Annotated in this window: 16 protein-coding genes; 12 read left to right on the top strand and 4 right to left on the bottom strand. The window is 57.0% G+C overall.

Translation table 11 applies throughout. From position 1 onward, the window contains the following. Window positions 1–223 precede the first annotated feature (223 nt). Window positions 224–856: a type 1 glutamine amidotransferase gene (locus tag NK667_RS07830; RefSeq protein ID WP_054614274.1), complete on the top strand. Its 633-nt coding sequence runs from the start codon at window positions 224–226 to the stop codon at window positions 854–856. A 138-nt stretch (window positions 857–994) separates the two neighbouring features. On the opposite strand, the gene NK667_RS07825 is transcribed toward NK667_RS07830, so the two are convergent. Beyond that, window positions 995–1,429: a rhodanese-like domain-containing protein gene (locus NK667_RS07825; RefSeq protein ID WP_054614273.1), complete on the bottom strand. Its 435-nt coding sequence runs from the start codon at window positions 1,427–1,429 to the stop codon at window positions 995–997. A 101-nt stretch (window positions 1,430–1,530) separates the two neighbouring features. Here NK667_RS07825 and ftrA point away from each other — a divergent pair, with 101 nt between their 5' ends. Beyond that, the gene (gene ftrA, locus NK667_RS07820; RefSeq protein ID WP_054614272.1) at window positions 1,531–2,505 is read left to right on the top strand and encodes a transcriptional regulator FtrA; all 975 of its coding nucleotides are present in this window, start codon (window positions 1,531–1,533) and stop codon (window positions 2,503–2,505) included. 109 nt (window positions 2,506–2,614) lie between these two features. On the opposite strand, the gene cobF is transcribed toward ftrA, so the two are convergent. Together cobF and NK667_RS07810 are read right to left on the bottom strand one after the other, a co-directional pair. Then, a complete protein-coding gene (gene cobF / locus NK667_RS07815) occupies window positions 2,615–3,370 on the bottom strand; it encodes a precorrin-6A synthase (deacetylating) (protein WP_054614271.1) in 756 nt (251 codons plus the stop codon). Next, window positions 3,370–3,942, bottom strand: a complete 573-nt coding sequence (locus tag NK667_RS07810; RefSeq protein WP_054614270.1) for a histidine phosphatase family protein — start codon at window positions 3,940–3,942, stop codon at window positions 3,370–3,372. The genes cobF and NK667_RS07810 overlap by 1 nt, the downstream gene beginning before the upstream one ends. Window positions 3,943–4,346: 404 nt before the next feature. Here NK667_RS07810 and NK667_RS07805 point away from each other — a divergent pair, with 404 nt between their 5' ends. The 8 genes from NK667_RS07805 to NK667_RS07770 all read left to right on the top strand — a co-directional run bounded on the left by NK667_RS07805 (window position 4,347) and on the right by NK667_RS07770 (window position 12,784). Then, window positions 4,347–5,201, top strand: a complete 855-nt coding sequence (locus NK667_RS07805) for a MurR/RpiR family transcriptional regulator (protein WP_054051072.1) — start codon at window positions 4,347–4,349, stop codon at window positions 5,199–5,201. A gap of 2 nt (window positions 5,202–5,203) precedes the next feature. Continuing rightward, window positions 5,204–5,848, top strand: coding sequence for a cysteine hydrolase family protein (locus NK667_RS07800; protein ID WP_054051069.1), 645 nt, complete (start codon window positions 5,204–5,206; stop codon window positions 5,846–5,848). Further along, window positions 5,845–7,173, top strand: coding sequence for a glutamine synthetase family protein (locus NK667_RS07795; RefSeq protein ID WP_054614269.1), 1,329 nt, complete (start codon window positions 5,845–5,847; stop codon window positions 7,171–7,173). Before NK667_RS07800 ends, NK667_RS07795 begins: the two co-directional genes overlap by 4 nt. Then, entirely contained in the window at window positions 7,157–7,909 is a 753-nt protein-coding gene (locus tag NK667_RS07790) for an N-formylglutamate amidohydrolase (RefSeq protein WP_054614268.1), read from the top strand. Before NK667_RS07795 ends, NK667_RS07790 begins: the two co-directional genes overlap by 17 nt. A gap of 79 nt (window positions 7,910–7,988) precedes the next feature. Continuing rightward, window positions 7,989–9,338: an APC family permease gene (locus NK667_RS07785; RefSeq protein ID WP_054614267.1), complete on the top strand. Its 1,350-nt coding sequence runs from the start codon at window positions 7,989–7,991 to the stop codon at window positions 9,336–9,338. 121 nt (window positions 9,339–9,459) lie between these two features. Next, window positions 9,460–10,476, top strand: coding sequence for an arginine N-succinyltransferase (locus tag NK667_RS07780; protein ID WP_054614266.1), 1,017 nt, complete (start codon window positions 9,460–9,462; stop codon window positions 10,474–10,476). A gap of 61 nt (window positions 10,477–10,537) precedes the next feature. Next, window positions 10,538–11,572, top strand: a complete 1,035-nt coding sequence (gene astA / locus NK667_RS07775; RefSeq protein WP_054051058.1) for an arginine N-succinyltransferase — start codon at window positions 10,538–10,540, stop codon at window positions 11,570–11,572. A gap of 342 nt (window positions 11,573–11,914) precedes the next feature. Then, on the top strand, window positions 11,915–12,784 hold the full coding sequence (locus NK667_RS07770; protein WP_054051056.1) for an isocitrate lyase/PEP mutase family protein: 870 nt from the start codon (window positions 11,915–11,917) through the stop codon (window positions 12,782–12,784). 134 nt (window positions 12,785–12,918) lie between these two features. Here NK667_RS07770 and NK667_RS07765 read toward each other — a convergent pair whose 3' ends face one another. Next, a complete protein-coding gene (locus NK667_RS07765; RefSeq protein WP_054614265.1) occupies window positions 12,919–13,218 on the bottom strand; it encodes a hypothetical protein in 300 nt (99 codons plus the stop codon). An 843-nt stretch (window positions 13,219–14,061) separates the two neighbouring features. On the opposite strand from NK667_RS07765, the gene NK667_RS07760 reads away from it, so the two are divergent. After that, a complete protein-coding gene (locus tag NK667_RS07760) occupies window positions 14,062–15,015 on the top strand; it encodes a reverse transcriptase domain-containing protein (protein ID WP_054614264.1) in 954 nt (317 codons plus the stop codon). Then, window positions 15,012–16,364, top strand: coding sequence for an AAA family ATPase (locus NK667_RS07755; RefSeq protein ID WP_236708566.1), 1,353 nt, complete (start codon window positions 15,012–15,014; stop codon window positions 16,362–16,364). Before NK667_RS07760 ends, NK667_RS07755 begins: the two co-directional genes overlap by 4 nt. Window positions 16,365–16,433: the final 69 nt, after the last annotated feature.

Raw genomic sequence — 16,433 nt, 5'->3', positions numbered from 1 at the left:
ACAAATACTTACAAAAAAGTAGCTGATCGATTGGCTTGTTTAAACCCGTGCGCCAGAGCGGTGCAAAGACTGTAGGACAAGCCTCGTTTTCAGATAAAACCTACGGGGTTCGGGTGTTTATCCGACTGAAGAGTCGCAATGAAAACCGGCGCCAAGCGTCACTGGCGATGACCGATGTTTTGCTGCACATTGAGCGCCATCTGCTTCCAATCCGAGAACCCCGATGCCCGAGCTGAACCTGATCCAGCACCACCCCGCCGAAGGTCCCGGTGCCATTGCCGAATGGGCGCGGTTGCGTGGAATCACGTTGAACGTCTTTCGCGCCGATCTCGGGCAGTTACCGCCGATAAGTGCGGCTCCGGTGATCCTGCTGGGCGGGCCTTACGAATCCAATGCCGGGCCTGAATGGCTGGAACACGAACGACAGTGGCTGGCCGCCAGCCTGGAGCAAGGCGCGGCGGTATTCGCCATTTGCCTGGGGGCGCAGCTGTTGGCCTTGAGTCTGGGCGGGAGCGTGCGGCGTATGGCGCGTCCTGAAACGGGCTGGACCCGAGTGAGCTTTGCGGATGGTCAGGTGTTGAACGTGCTGGAATGGCATGAAGACGCGATCGACTTGCCGCCGGGGGCGCAATTGCTGGCCAGCAGTGCGGCGTGCGAGCAGCAGATGTATCGGGTCGGGCCGACGCGGGTCGGGTTGCAGTTTCACCCGGAGTGGGATGCGCAATCGGTGGTTTTGCTGAATGAGCATTTTGGTGACGAGTCGCCGCTGCCGCGAGGGGAGGATGATGGTGTCGAGCATGCGGCGGTGTTTGAGTGGCTGCGGGGGACGCTGGATGGGTGGTGGGCTGGGGTTTGAAGAAGCAAGATCAAAAGATCGCAGCCTCGTTTCACTCGACAGCTCCTACAGGGGATTGTGTTCACCCGCCACATTGCGGCGAATACCAAACCCGTAGGAGCTGTCGAGTAAAACGAGGCTGCGATCTTTCCGTCTACCTCAACATTCGCAACTGACCACCGTGCTCGCCGGCCGCGCCGCCTCGACACTCAACTCAAACCCCTCATCCAGCCAGCCCGTCACACCGCCGATCATTTCCTTGACCGGGTAACCCAGCGCCGCCAGTTTCACCGCAGCCTTGTTCGCGCCGTTGCAGTGCGGGCCGGCGCAATAGACCACGAACACCGTGGATGTGGGATAAGCCGCCAACGTCTCGACGGTCATCAGCCGCCCCGGAATATTGATCGCCCCCGGCACATGTCCCCGCTCAAAGGCCAACGGGCCGCGTGTATCCACCAGAACAAAATCCACCTCGCCTGCCTGCTGGCTGCCGAACACGTCGGAACAATCGGTTTCAAAGGTCAGGCGATTGCTGAAATGCATCAGGGCAATGGCGGACGGGGCTGCGGGAATCGCGCGTACCAGGCTGGTCATGGGGTGTAGTCCTTTTCTCGGGTGGGTGTAGGCAGACTTTATCTGCCCGCCGCTTGCCGCTACAGTGGCGCACAAGACACTCACCGGGAACTTTCCGCCAAATGCAGACCAACCCTGGATTAGTCGCGATCCTGGCCTACGACGGCCTGTGCACTTTCGAATTCGGCATCGCCGTGGAGATCTTCGGCCTGGCCCGACCGGAGTTCGATTTCCCGTGGTATGAACATCAGATCGTCGCCGTGGATGCAGGCCCGATGCGCGCCATGGGCGGCATTCAGGTGCTGGCGGACGGCGGCATGGAATTGCTGGAAAGCGCCCGGACCATCATCGTGCCCGGTTGGCGCGACCGTCAGGCACCGGTGCCCGAGGCGTTGCTCGCCGCATTGCGCCAGGCCCACGCACGGGGCGCGCGTCTGCTGTCGATCTGCTCCGGGGTATTTGTGCTGGCAGCCACCGGTCTGCTCGACGGTCACCGCGCCACCACGCATTGGCGCTACACCCATGAACTGGCCGAGCGCTTCCCGAACATTCTGGTGGACCCGGACGTGCTCTACGTCGATTCGGGCCAGTTAATCACCTCGGCCGGCAGCGCGGCGGGGATCGATGCCTGCCTGCATCTGGTGGCGCGGGACTTTGGCACTCAGGTGGCCAACTCGGTGGCGCGGCGGCTGGTGATGTCGCCGCAACGCACCGGCGGTCAGGCACAGTTTATTCCTACACCGGTCAGTCCGACGCCCCGCAGCGACTTGTCTCGCGTCATGCAATGGGCTCGGGAGCGCTTGCACGAACCGCTGGAAGTGCGCGACCTGGCCAGCGAGGCGGCGATGAGCGAGCGCACCTTCCTGCGCCGTTTCACCGAAGCCAGCGGCCAGTCGCCCAAGACCTGGTTACAGCATCAACGCCTGGCGCGGGCACGGGAGTTGCTGGAGAGCACGGGCGACAACACCGAGCAGATTGCCGAGCGTTGTGGGTATCGGTCGGTGGAGAGTTTTCGGGTGGCGTTTCGCAGTGTGGTGGGGGTGCCGCCGTCGGTGTATCGGGAAAGGTTTGGGCGTGGGGTACAGGCCAGTTTTTGAGGTGTTCTTTCGGGCGCCTTCGCGGGCAAGCCTCGCTCCTACAAGGTTAGCGACGATCCTGTAGGAGCGAGGCTCGCCCGCGAAGGCGTCAGCCCAGACACCGCCAACCTCAAGGCTTACGCAACAAATAGGTATCCATAATCCACCCATTCGCCAACCGCGCGGCCTTGCGCACCCGTTCGATCTCATCCGCCACATCTTTCAACTTGCCACTGATGAGGATTTCATCCGGCGTGCCGAGGTAGGCCCCCCAGTAAATCTCTGTCTCCTGATCCGCCACTTGATGGTAGGAATCTTCCGCATCGAGCATCACCACCAGACTGTCGGCATCACTCACCTGCCCCGCCGCCAGCCGCCGGCCTGTGGTGATTTCAATCGAGCGACCGATACGGTTCAACGGCACTTTGTGTTGCGCCGCCAAGGCCTGGACGCTGGTGATACCGGGGATCACTTCGAATTCGAACTCGCAACGACCCGAGGCCAGGATCGCCTGCAAGATGCGCACGGTGCTGTCGTACAGCGCCGGGTCGCCCCACACCAGGAAGCCACCGCACTGGCCGTCGGACATTTCCTCGTTGATCAGCCGCTCGAAGGTCTGCTGCTTGGCCAGGTTCAGATCATCGACACTGGCCTTGTAGTCGACATCGCCACGTTCTCGTTCCGGACTGTGAGCTTCGACGAAGCGGTAGGCGTGATCGGTGATGTAGCGCTCACAGATTTCCCGGCGAAAGTCGATCAACTTGTCTTTGCTCTGACCCTTGTCCATGAGGAAAAACACGTCTGCCCGATTCAGCGCTTTCACCGCCTGCATCGTGATGTAGTCCGGGTTACCGGCGCCGATGCCGATGACCAGCAATGTTTTCATCAAAAGCCTCCGTCAGCGTCAGTGCTCAGCAAGCGTAGCCGCCAGCGTCCGGTGAACCGCAGTTCGATGGTGGATAACGGTTCGACGTCGATCAGGTTAAACGCCGTGCTTTGCAGTACGTGGGTCAGTACCGCGCGAACAACATAGGGATGGGTAATCGCGATGATGTCGCCCGGCGTTGTCTCCAACGTCGCCAGCCAGGCGGCCGCGCGCTCACCGAGTTGCACCACCGACTCGCCACCATGGGGCGCGGAATGCGGGTCTTCAAGCCAGGCCTGAAGCGCCTCGGGCTCGGTTTTTTGCAGCTCACTGATGCGCTGACCTTGCCAGCGCCCGAAATCACAATCGCGCAAGGCGTCGACGATTTGCGCATCACTGCCGAACAGCTCGGCGGTCTGGCGAGTGCGGGCTTCGGGGCCACAGAGCAGGCGCGGCGGGATCTTGGAGGTTCCGCTACGCGAACATTTGGCCGATTGCCAAACCATTTCAACCGGCTCATCCGCAGGAAAACGCGCCAGTTTTTGTGCGACGGTTCGGGCGTGACAAATCAGGGTCAATCGGGTCGCCTGCACGGGCAATTACTCTTTTTATGGAGGCAAACGGCAACACGCCGCAAACAATTGATCGATTGTGCAGCAAGACAGTCGATCAAGGCACAAAACCTGTGGGAGCGGGCTTGCTCGCGAAGAGGTCGGGTCAGCCAACATTGATGTCGCTGACACACCGCTTTCGCGAGCAAGCCCGCTCCCACAGGGGATTTTTGTCGTACCAAAAGGGTGATCTCCGACACTGATATGGGCAATGTCCTACACACCCTGTCGACATCCGCGTAGCCCTTGTTACACGGGCATTTCGCCCCGTTTCAACACCTGGCCATTGCGTGTAAAAATTCACTAGACATGTAGCGTGAGTTACATAAATACTGTTTTAGCGAATTGTGAAATAAAACCGACACACCCATCCAGCAGGAGCCCGGATGCCACCCCTTAGAGACCTGATCACCGATCCCGGCCTGGACCTTACGCCGTCGGAACGCAAAGTCATCCGCGCCTTGCTGGACCAGTACCCGCGTAACGGACTGGGCCCGATGTCGCGTCTGGCCGAACATGCCGGTGTCAGCGATCCGACCATTGTGCGGCTGGTGAAAAAACTCGGTTTTGGCGGTTACGCCGAATTCCAGGACGCGCTGCTCAGCGACATGGACCATCGCCTGCGCTCCCCCAGCACCCTGTTGCAACCCCGCTCCCACCTGCAAAAAGACGATCCGTGGAGCCATTATCTGGCGGAAACCCATCGTTCCCTGGTCGAAACCCAGGCTCTGACCCAACCCGAAGATGTACGGATCCTGGTGGAATGGCTGCTCGACGTGCGCCATCAGGTGCATTGCTTCGGCGGACGCTTCAGCAGTTTCCTCGCCAACTATTTGCTCAACCATTTGCGCCTGTTGCGCCCCGGGTGTTTCGCCCTGGAAGACAACGCCCAGTTGCCGGACCGCTTGTTCGACGTGCAGCGCCAGGACGTGGTGCTGGTGTTCGACTATCGCCGCTACCAGTCCCAAGCCCTGCGAGTCGCCAGTGCGGCGAAAAATCGCTATGCGCGAGTGGTGCTGTTCACTGACATCTACGCCTCGCCGCTGCGGGAAATGGCCGACCTGATCATCAGTGCGCCCGTAGAGTCAGTCTCGGCGTTCGACAGCATGGTCCCGGCGCTGGCGCAGATTGAAGCACTGATTGCCTGCCTGACCCTGCGCAGCCCGGATCTGGCCGATCGCCTGGAAGGCATCGACAACCTGCGCTCTGACTTCGACACCCACCTGCTGGAGGAAAAATAAGGATGTTTACGCTCCCCCACCGCTCGCCACGTGACCTGCCCTTTGTCACCGGCCACACCGCGCTGCTGCTGGTCGACATGCAACGAGCCTGGCTCGAACCGCAGTTCGACCCGCACCTCAACGACCCGGATGCCGAGTATTTCCTGACCCGCACCCACATGCAGGTGGTGCCCAATCAGCGGCGGTTGCTCAGCGCTTTTCGCGGTGCCCGGCAGAACGTGCTGCACACCCTGATCGAAAGCCTCACCGCCGATGGCCGCGACCGTTCGCTGGACCATAAACTCTCGGACATGCACCTGCCCAAGGGCAGCCCGCAGGCGCGGATCATCGACGACCTGACGCCGACGGAAAACGAAGTCGTGCTGCCCAAGACCTCTTCGGGAGTCTTCAACTCCACTAACATCGACTACGTGCTGCGCAACCTTGAGGTCCGGCATCTGGTGATCGCCGGTATCGTCACTGACCAGTGCGTGGACATGGCCGTGCGTGACGCCGCCGACCGCGGCTACCTGGTTACCCTGGTGGAAGACGCCTGCGCGACTTACACCCCGGAACGCCATCAGGCCTGCCTCAACGCGATCAAGGGTTATTGCTGGATCACCGACACCCACACCGTGCTCGGCCGTTTGCAGGAGATGCAGCCATGAGTGCGCGCCTGTTGCCAGTACCGATGACCACGATCGTCACCACCGACCTGATCGGCGTGACTCGCGGCCGTTCCTTTCCCACCGACGAACTGGAGCACTATCAAGCCGTCGGTTGCGGCTGGGTGCCGGCCAACAGCGCGTTGACCCCGCAAGATGTCATCGCCTCGACCAGTCCGTGGGGCGCATACGGTGATTTGAGGTTGATTCCGGACTTGAGCAGCCGCGTCACGGTGAATAACGGCCCGGACGCCAATGCCCCGGCCCTGGATTTCATCCACGGTGACCTCTGCGAAACCGATGGCCGTCCGTGGGCCACCTGCCCGCGCACGCTGTTGCGCAACGAAGTGGAACGCTATCGAGAGCTGGGCGTGCAGGTCAACGCCGCGTTCGAACACGAATTCAACCTGGACAGCGGCGATGTCGACTGTCACGCATTCTCCCTGGAAGCCCAGCGTCAGGGCGCCGAATTCGGTGGCTGGCTGCTCAGCGCCTTGCGCGCGGGTGGCGTGGAGCCAGAGATGTTCCTGCCGGAATACGGCAAACATCAATACGAAATCACTTGCCGCCCGGCGCTGGGTGTCGCCGCCGCCGATCGCGCGGTGAACGTGCGCGAGATCACCCGTGAAATCGCCCGGCAAATGGGCCTGGACCTGAGCTTTGCGCCCAAGACCTCCGAGCACGCGATGTGCAACGGCGTGCATTTGCACGTCAGCCTGCAAGACCTGGACGGGCAACCGCTGCTGTACGACGCCGGCACCACCAATGGCCTGTCGACCCTCGGCCAGCACTGGGCCGGCGGGATCCTGCATTACTTGCCAGCCCTCTGCGCCTTTACCGCGCCGACACCGGTGTCCTACGAGCGTTTGCAGCCCCATCACTGGAGCGCTTCCTACGCCTGCCTCGGCCAGCGTAACCGCGAAGCAGCGCTACGGATCTGCCCGACGGTGAGCCTGGGCAGCAAATCCGTGGCGGCGCAGTACAACCTGGAATTCCGCGCCATGGACGCCACGGCCTCGCCGCATCTGGCCATGGCCACACTGCTGATCGCCGGGCGGCTGGGCATCGAACGACGCCTGGCGCTGAACGCCATCACCGATGAAATCCCCGACGCCTTGAACGAAGAACAACGTCAGGCGCGCGGCATTGTTGCCCTGCCCGCTTCGCTGCCCCAGGCCCTGGACTGCCTGCGCAACAGTGAAGCGCTGATCGAAGCATTGCCCCAGGCATTGCTCGACTCTTATTTCGCCCTTAAAACCGAGGAACTGACGCTGACGGAACAGCTCTCGCCCGCCGACCTTTGTGAGCACTATGCCCGTTTGTACTGAATCCGTTGAACTGGGGCTCTACACCGAGCCCCCGTACACCCTGAGCCGGGAAGACTCCGAGCACCCGTTGATTCTGGTGTGCGAACACGCCAGTCGTTTTATTCCGCCGGCGTTGAATGACCTGGGCCTGGACTTCGAGGCTGCCCGCCAACACATCGCCTGGGACATCGGCGCTTTGGCGCTGGCGCAGCGCTTGTCCGAAATCCTCGGCGTGACACTGCTGGCGGCGAATTATTCGCGATTGTTGATCGACCTCAATCGGCCGCGACACGCCCCGGACAGCATCCCGGGCCAGAGCGAGATTTATCAGGTGCCGGGCAACCAACACCTCGATGAAGCCACCCGGGAACATCGTCGGCAGGCGCTGTTCAAGCCGTTTCACACGCGTTTGCAAACTTTGATCGACGAGCGCGTGGCCCAGGGACAAGCGGTGCGTGTGGTGGGGATTCACAGTTTCACCCCGATTTATTATGGTCAACCCCGGTCGCTGGAGGCCGGTGTGCTGTTCGGCGAATCCCGGCAATACGCCCAACGCATCATTGACGGACTGAGCCAGCATCCCCTTAAAGTGGCCGGCAATCAGCCGTACAAGATCGACCCGCTGGGGGACATGACCGTGCCGGTGCACGGCGATGCTCGCGGGCTGGAATCGGTGTTGATCGAAGTGCGCAATGATCTGCTGCGCACACCTGAGATGATTGAACGCTGGGCCGGTTACCTCGCCCCGCTGCTGTAGGAAATAGTAGAAGCGCTGTGGTTGTACCGACATAAAAACTAAAAAATCGACCGATGAGATGACAAGGAGAGCGGCATTCATGGAAATAGAAGCATTCGGCTACAAGCAGGAGTTAAAACGCAGCCTGACCCTGACGGATCTGGTGGTGTACGGGATGATCTTCATGATCCCCATCGCCCCGTTCGGCGTGTATGGCTACGTCAACGCCGAGGCACCGGGGATGGTGCCGCTGGCCTACATCATCGGGATGGTGGCCATGCTGTTCACCGCCCTGAGCTACGGTAGCATGGCCCGCGCTTTTCCGATTGCCGGCTCGGTTTATTCCTACGCCCAACGGGGCCTGAATCAACATGTCGGTTTCATCGCCGGTTGGTTGATGCTGCTCGATTACCTGTTGATCCCGCCGCTGCTGTACGTCTACGCGGCCATGGCGCTGAACCACTTGTATCCGGACATCCCGAAAGTCGGTTTCATCCTCGCGTTCCTGGTCAGCGCGACCTTTGTGAACTTGCGCGGCATCACTTTCACCGCGCGGATGAACATCGTGTTTCTGCTGGCGCAAATGGTGGTGCTGGGGATTTTCCTGTTCTACGCCTGGAATGCCCTGCACAGCGGCGGTGGTCACGGCGAACTGACCCTGGCGCCGTTGTACAACCCTGAAACCTTCAACTTCGCCCTGCTGATGCAAGCAGTGTCGATTGCGGTGCTGTCGTTCCTTGGCTTTGATGCGATTTCCACCTTGGCCGAAGAGATCAAGGGCGACCCGGGCCGCAGCGTCGGCAAGGCTGCGCTGATTACCCTGGTGGTGATGGGCGTGATCTTCGTGGTGCAAACCTGGATCGCCACTGACCTTGCCGCCGGCATGGGCTTCAAGTCCGCCGACACCGCGTTCTATGAAATCGCCGAAATCGCCGCCGGCAGCTGGCTGGCGACCCTCACCGGCGTGGCCACGGCATTGGCTTGGGGCGTGGCGGTGGCCATTACCTCACAAGCGGCGGTATCGCGGCTGCTGTTCGGCATGGCGCGGGACGGCAAACTGCCGAAAGCGCTGGCCAAGGTTCACCCGAAACACAACACGCCTTACATCAGCATTTATCTGGTGGCAGTGCTGTCGCTGGTGATCTGCTACCTGTTTATCAACTCGGTGGACACCCTCACCTCGCTGGTCAACTTCGGCGCGTTGAGCGGTTTCATGCTGCTGCATCTGACCGTGATCAACTACTACTGGCGCCGGCAGAAATCCGGCCAGGTGATCCGTCACCTGCTATGCCCGGTGATCGGCTTCATCATCGTCGCGGCCATCATGTACAACATGGGCGTCGATGCACAGAAACTCGGCCTGATCTGGATTGCCCTGGGTCTGGTCTACCTGTTCTTCCTGAATAAGCTCGGCGCCAGCACGACGCTGCCCGACCCAAGCAACGTCTGACAAGAAAAAGGGCGGCGTCTGACAAAAGATCAGGCGACCGCTGCTTCCACGCGTGGAAACCGACAGTGATAGTCAGGTTCGACGGCAAACCCGCCGAACCCTTTGATACAGGAGTGCATCCATGCTGGTCTTACGCCCAGTCGAGTTAACCGACCTGCCTCAACTGCAACAACTGGCCCGTGACAGCCTGGTGGGCGTCACGTCCCTGCCGGATGACAGCGAACGCCTGCGCGAGAAGATTCTCGATTCCTGCGCCTCGTTCGACAAAGACGTTGAGGGCAATGGCCCGGAGAACTACTTTTTCGTCCTCGAAGAGCTGAGCACCCGGCGTTTGACCGGGTGCTCGGAAGTCCTTGCCACCGCCGGTTTCAGCGAGCCGTTCTACAGCCTGCGCAACCGCCACTTCACCAGCGCCTCGCGGGAGCTGAACATCGAGCACGGCGTGCCGGCGCTGTCGTTGTGCCACGACCTCAGCGGCCATAGCTTGCTGCGCGGTTTCCACATTGATAGCGCACTGGTGTGCACGCCGTTTTCCGAGTTGCTGTCGCGGGCGCGGCTGTTGTTTATCGCGGCGCACCCGGCGCGTTTTTCCGACGCGGTGATCACCGAAATCGTCGGCTACAGCGATGAGCAGGGCCAATCACCCTTTTGGAATGCCGTGGGCAAACACTTTTTCGACCTGCCCTATGTCGAGGCCGAAAGGCTGTGTGGCCTGGAGAGTCGCAGCTTCCTCGCCGAACTGATGCCGCAATACCCGATCTACGTGCCGATGCTGCCCCAGGCCGCACAGGACTGCATCGGCCGGATTCACCCGGACGGCCAGGAAGCGTTCGACATCCTGGAACGCGAAGGCTTCGAAACCAACAGCTACATCGACCTGTTCGATGGCGGGCCAACGCTGTATGCACGCACCGCAAGCATTCGCTCCATCGCCCGCAGCCACACGGGCGCCGCGCAGTCTGTCGAGGCCATCGACGCTCGCGGCTGCTATCTCGTGAGCAATGATTCGCTCAGGGACTTCCGGGCCATCGTCGCCGAACTGGCCTACACCGCCGACCAACCGGTGGGCTTGAGCGCCGAGATGTGCGCCGCACTGAACGTGAGCGACGGCAGCCCGATCCGGCTGATCGCCCTGTGAGCAACACCCGGCCCCGTGCCCAACGACAGCGCCCGAGCATGCGCGCACCAGGAGTTGCATCATGATTGTCCGTCCGGTTCACGTCACCGACCTGCCCGCCCTGCTGGCACTGGTTAAAGAGGCCGGCCCGGGGTTCACCACCCTGCCGGCCAACGAGGAACGCCTGGGCCACCGCGTGCGCTGGTCCCAGCGCACCTTCGCCGAACAGGTCGAGCGTGCCGACGCCGATTACCTGTTCGTGCTCGAAGATGACGATCAGCGCGTGGTCGGGGTCAGTGCCCTGACTGGCGCGGTCGGCATGCGCGAGCCCTGGTACAACTACCGGATCGGGTTGACGGTCAGTTCGTCGCCGGACCTGGGCATCCAGAAGCAGATCCCGACTTTGTTCCTGAACAACGAAATGACCGGCCAATCGGAACTCTGCTCGCTGTTCCTGCACCCCGACCAGCGTCAGGGCAACAATGGCCGATTGCTGTCGTTGGGGCGGCTGCTGTTCGTCGCCGAATACCCGCAACTGTTCGGCGAGAAACTCATCGCCGAACTGCGCGGCAGCGCCGACGAACACGGCAGTTCACCGTTCTGGGAGAGCCTGGGCCGGCATTTTTTCCAGATGGATTTCAGCTACGCCGATCATTTGTCGGGGCTGGGCCATAAATCGTTTATCGCCGAACTGATGCCGCGCCAGCCGCTGTACACCTGCCTGCTCACCGAACAGGCCCAGGCCGTGATCGGCAAGGCGCACGCGAACACGCAACCGGCGCTGAAGATCCTCAATGCCGAGGGTTTTGCTCACAAGGACTACATCGACATCTTCGACGGCGGGCCGGTGATCGAAGCCCAAGTCCCGAAAATCCGCACCGTGCGCGACAGCCAGCCGCTGGTGCTGGGCATCGGCACGCCGGACGACCAGGCCCCGGTGTGGCTGATCCACAACCGACGCATGGAAAATTGCCGCATCACCACCGCCAAGGCGCGGCTGGTGGGCAACAGCCTGATCGTCGACCGCCTCACCGCCAAGCGCCTGCAACTGCAACCGGGTAACTCGGTGCGGGCGGTTACGTTGTTGAATCAGGAACAGCAGGCTGTGGCGGCGTGACCATTGAAATCGAGCTCCCCCTGTAGCAGCTGGCGAAGCCTGCGTTCGGCTGCGAAGCAGCCGCCAAAACAGACACCCAAGACTTCGCTTCAACCCTACATGGCATTTTCCCCGATCATTTGTACACATCGGATTGCGAGCGCTCCGCACTCGAACGCAGCCTTCGGCAGCTGCTACAAGGTGAACGGTTTCCGAATGCCAACGGCCGCAAACTTTTGACCCTGCTTCCTTCTCCGACAAATTCGTCATCCTATTGACCCCGCGCGCGTGATAGCCTTTTGTTCCTTCGGCGTTGACACTTTTGCTCAAGCCCTTCCATTCCAATGCAGTGGTGGAACTCATATGTCCAGGCTTTCCCATCAAGATTTGCGCCGTAACTTTCGCCAATTGCTGGCTTCCGACACGTGCTATCACACCGCTTCCGTGTTCGACCCGATGTCGGCGCGCATCGCCGCTGACCTGGGTTTTGAAGTCGGCATTCTCGGCGGATCGGTCGCCTCGTTGCAGGTGTTGGGCGCGCCAGACTTCGCGTTGATCACCCTCAGCGAATTCGCCGAACAGGCCACCCGCATCGGCCGCGTGGCCCAATTGCCGGTGATCGCCGACGCCGACCACGGCTACGGCAACGCGCTGAACGTGATGCGCACCATCGTAGAACTCGAACGCGCCGGCATCGCCGCGCTGACCATCGAAGACACCTTGCTGCCGGCCCAATTCGGCCGCAAGTCCACCGACCTGATCGGCGTGGCCGAAGGCGTCGGCAAGATTCGCGCAGCGCTGGAAGCCCGGGTCGACAGTGAAATGGCAATCATCGCCCGCACCAACGCGGGGATCCTGCCAATCCAGGAAATCATCAGCCGCACCCAGCAATACCAGAACGCTGGGGCCGACGGGATCTGCATGGTCGGCGTGCAGGACTTCGACCAACTGGAAAAAATCGCCGAACACCTGAGCGTGCCGCTGATGCTGGTCACCTACGGCAACCCGGCCCTGCGCGACGACAAACGCCTGGCAGAACTGGGTGTTCGCGTGACCATCGACGGGCATGGCGCATACTTCGCGGCGATCAAAGCCACGTACGACAGCTTGCGCGAACAACGTCAGATCTTCACCCAAGCCTCGGACCTGAGCGCGACCGAACTGACGCATACCTACACGCAGCCTGAGGATTACATTCGTTGGGCGGAAGAGTTTATGCGCGTCAAGGAGTGATGGCGTGAGCCGGCAGGACGCCATCGCGAGCAAGCTCGCTCCCACAAGGGTTCGGCGTTGATCACAAGATGTGTGTTCAACAAAAATCCATTGTGGGAGCGAGCTTGCTCGCGATGACGTCAGCCGCTAAACCGCTAAACCGTGGCCTTATACCCCTCCTCCCGCTGCAACGCCCGCTTCTGGATCACATTCAGCACAGCGCAGCCTTCACGCGTCAGCAAATGCACTGCCTCGGTGATACGGCTCAGGTCGCAATCGGAAGTGTCCTTGAGGTTGAGGCTGGACAAGGTGTCCATCAAGTCGCGAACCACGGTGAAACGGTGCATGGCACAGGCGGCCATGTCGCTGAGTTCTTTTTGAGTGTTTATGAAGAGCACCGGGGATTCGGCGTCGTGGGTGTCGATGGGGAGATAACGGGGCATTACTTCGAACATGGGTAAAACTCCAAATAGAGCTTCCTCTCGTCCGCGGCCAAGCGAAAAAGGTGGCAGCTGTGTACGGGTTGGCCGACCGGCACCCATCAATCCGGCACACCCGAGGGTGTCCCGCGCACAGCTGCCATAACACGACATCCAGACATGAAAATGCCTGAACAATGACGCTGATGCGTTTTGGATGTCCGACCGGCCAAGGTCGTTCGCGGTGTTTTCCGCGAGCCGAGACTATAGGGGTCGATGCCAAAACGCGGCAATAGGGTACGTTGTAGGAAAGGTCTTGGAAAGTTGTGCGTAGTTGAAGATCTGTCCTAGGACCTATGCGGAAACGAAGCCGATCCCCGACCGTCTGTTCACCGACTCTACCCGGAGCCTTGTTTTCCATGGGTGCTTGATTTAGAGTCATCCCATGCCAGTGACTAGGAGCATCTCCAGTCATCAGATCTGGCCTCTACAGGTATCTAGTCTCCGCTTTACATTTGTGTGCCTCTCTAGCGAATGGCTAAAGAGGCACATAAATAGTAAATACTCTTGATCGATTTCTCTTCTCCCTCGTTCCCCCCCCCCAGCTTCGACCTCAATCAAATCTTGCGTCGTATGCCTCTTTCTGAGACAAGAAATTACTTTTCCGACCGTTTTTTGACTTGAGAACCTACGCTATTTGGCCGAAGTGTACGAAGCAGGTTCTCAGATATTTCCTACGTACCAACTCATTACCCAACACTTGGACTACATCGAAAATGGATATTTCTGCTTTCGTAGAAAGTATTGTGTCACGCCTTACTTTCCGGCATATTTTGTCCAATTCGTGTCTCTGTCGCGATATTGGCTTGAGCTTAAAAAATGAACAAAAGACCACTAAAAGAACTATTAGCCGCGATGCATCAAGGAAAGTTTGAATTCCCCGAACTTGATACTGGAGATGTTAGCGATCTTTATGAAAAAAAAATATATAATGACAGAGAAATCTACATACCAAATAAAAGACTTAAAACCTTTCATTCCTTCCTTAGTCTTTTCTTATTAGAATATCTACATACAAACAATGAAGTTGTCTTCTCATACAGAAAGGGTGTCAACGCTGTAGATGCAGTATCGAAACACACTAGCAGTAAATATTTTTTTCAAACAGATATCACAAATTTCTTCAACAGCATCGATGCCGACTTAGTCACATCAACAATACTTAACAGCATCGAAACCTGTCCTATATCAGACATTCAAAGCCACATTACCAACATAGTCAAAATCCTAACAATTAACAATTCCGTACCTGTCGGCTTCTCCACATCCCCACTTCTAAGCAACGCGTGCCTTTTCAATTTTGACAACGAACTGCAAAAGTACTGCATTGAGAACAAACTTATTCTCTCTAGATATTCCGACGACATAATTATTTCATCGTTAGAAAAAGCACCGATACTCGAAGCAGAAATATATGTCGAGCGCCTTTTATCCAAGCACACTAACAACAAGCTTTCGATTAATACAAAAAAAAGCAAACACACTCAAACAGGAAACAAAATTAAGCTATTGGGGATGGTAATACTACCCAATGGAAAAGTATCTGTAGATATAAAATTCAAAAAAGACACTGAAGTAAAATTACACTTTTACTTAACTAATAAAGAAAAATTCAACGAAATTTCCGGACCGGATTTGGACAGTGCCATAGAAAAGATGTCAGGGCAGCTAAATTACTACAACACTATCGATCCAAGCTATCTTGATAAATTAAGAAAAAAATATGGCGCCACAATTGTGGATATGTTTCTACACAAATCGGACAAGCTATGATGCAGCTGTCAGTCGAGTTAAAGAACATACAACATGTCAAACATATGGTGTTCAGTTTAGACTTAAAGCAAAACATGCTTATCTGCCTTGTCGGTAAGAATGGTGTAGGCAAAACAACTCTTATCAAATCAATTCTTAATTTTCGTTCGGCAGACACATTCTTCAAAACCACTTCTTCCGGCATTTTCAAAGAAGAAAGTGAAGTCATTTACAAACTTGGAACCGATGAATTCGTGTTTAGTTACGACACATCGATAAAGAGCCTCAACTGTAAATCCGTCATCCCGGATATAGCAAAACAAACCATAGACGTCGAACTCCCAATCCCGTTCGGACAGCGATTCAATCACTTCCAAAGCATCAGCTCTGCAGATAAGGATATAAGAACAGCTGTTATTCTTGGTCAGTACAGCCGCCCCGAAGAACTAATCGAATTCCTTAATGACATCTACACCAGTCAGAAATTCGAAGACCTTGTTGAAATAAAAGTAAAAAATACAAAATACTACTGCATACCTCTTGAAGATGACAGATACGTACGGGAAGACCACCTTAGCCCCGGCGAATTTTTCTTAATTAGCCTATACAGAAAAATAACAAGTCGATGCAAGCTGATTGTTATTGATGAAATCGACATATCGCTAGATGCAGCTGCGCAAGCCCATTTGATCAGAAGACTGCGTATATTTTGCGATATGTATAGTGTAAACATCCTTTTTACGACTCACTCCCTTGCAATCATGAGAACCCTTGAAGACTCAGAGTTATTCTACATGACCAACACGGAGGGAAAGGCAAACATCATCCCCGCATCTTACAACTACATAAAAAGCATAATGTTTGGATTCACCGGATGGGACAAATACATTCTCACCGAAGATGAAATGCTTAAAAAATTTATTAAATTCATTATCACCAAGTATTGCCCTAGTAATTTCTATCGTTACAAAATAATTTCTATAGGAGGAGGTTCAAATGTCACAACCCTCCTAAAACTAAACAGAAAAGAAGAATTTCTCTCACAATCGGACAATGTAATATCAATTTTAGATGGCGATCAAGAAATTTTCAAACATAACAAAAATTGCCCAGGCACGCATTTTCTACCCTTCGAAAGCGTAGAAAAAAGAATCTATTCAGATCACATGCTCGCAAAATTCTTGCCTGATTTTTTATATATAGAAAAGATGAATATTAAAAAGCCAGACAAGATATTTTATGCGGAGATAATGAAGAAACGCCTGATCACCGACTTTGAAATATTCGAATACCTTTGTAGAGAAACAGAGTTGGGAATAAAGAGTCTTACTGAGAATATATCCATTTTCCTAGCTAAAAACCCTAACTAAATCACCCATCAAAAAAACCAAACCAAGTAAAGCGCAGGCTATATCTTGTGATTATGATTTAACGCAAGT

This window comes from Pseudomonas nunensis, from assembly GCF_024296925.1.
In the GTDB taxonomy this organism is placed as follows: domain Bacteria; phylum Pseudomonadota; class Gammaproteobacteria; order Pseudomonadales; family Pseudomonadaceae; genus Aquipseudomonas; species Aquipseudomonas nunensis.
This window is presented reverse-complemented; position numbering and strand designations above follow the sequence as displayed.

Excerpts from the sequence above, each read along its gene's own strand:
- NK667_RS07830 (WP_054614274.1), top strand. The coding sequence starts at position 224 with ATGCCCGAGCTGAACCTGATCCAGCACCACCCCGCCGAAGGTCCCGGT.
- NK667_RS07825 (WP_054614273.1), bottom strand. The coding sequence starts at position 1,429 with ATGACCAGCCTGGTACGCGCGATTCCCGCAGCCCCGTCCGCCATTGCC.
- ftrA (WP_054614272.1), top strand. The coding sequence starts at position 1,531 with ATGCAGACCAACCCTGGATTAGTCGCGATCCTGGCCTACGACGGCCTG.
- cobF (WP_054614271.1), bottom strand. The coding sequence starts at position 3,370 with ATGAAAACATTGCTGGTCATCGGCATCGGCGCCGGTAACCCGGACTAC.
- NK667_RS07805 (WP_054051072.1), top strand. The coding sequence starts at position 4,347 with ATGCCACCCCTTAGAGACCTGATCACCGATCCCGGCCTGGACCTTACG.
- NK667_RS07800 (WP_054051069.1), top strand. The coding sequence starts at position 5,204 with ATGTTTACGCTCCCCCACCGCTCGCCACGTGACCTGCCCTTTGTCACC.
- NK667_RS07795 (WP_054614269.1), top strand. The coding sequence starts at position 5,845 with ATGAGTGCGCGCCTGTTGCCAGTACCGATGACCACGATCGTCACCACC.
- NK667_RS07790 (WP_054614268.1), top strand. The coding sequence starts at position 7,157 with ATGCCCGTTTGTACTGAATCCGTTGAACTGGGGCTCTACACCGAGCCC.
- NK667_RS07785 (WP_054614267.1), top strand. The coding sequence starts at position 7,989 with ATGGAAATAGAAGCATTCGGCTACAAGCAGGAGTTAAAACGCAGCCTG.
- NK667_RS07780 (WP_054614266.1), top strand. The coding sequence starts at position 9,460 with ATGCTGGTCTTACGCCCAGTCGAGTTAACCGACCTGCCTCAACTGCAA.
- astA (WP_054051058.1), top strand. The coding sequence starts at position 10,538 with ATGATTGTCCGTCCGGTTCACGTCACCGACCTGCCCGCCCTGCTGGCA.
- NK667_RS07770 (WP_054051056.1), top strand. The coding sequence starts at position 11,915 with ATGTCCAGGCTTTCCCATCAAGATTTGCGCCGTAACTTTCGCCAATTG.
- NK667_RS07765 (WP_054614265.1), bottom strand. The coding sequence starts at position 13,218 with ATGTTCGAAGTAATGCCCCGTTATCTCCCCATCGACACCCACGACGCC.
- NK667_RS07760 (WP_054614264.1), top strand. The coding sequence starts at position 14,062 with ATGAACAAAAGACCACTAAAAGAACTATTAGCCGCGATGCATCAAGGA.
- NK667_RS07755 (WP_236708566.1), top strand. The coding sequence starts at position 15,012 with ATGATGCAGCTGTCAGTCGAGTTAAAGAACATACAACATGTCAAACAT.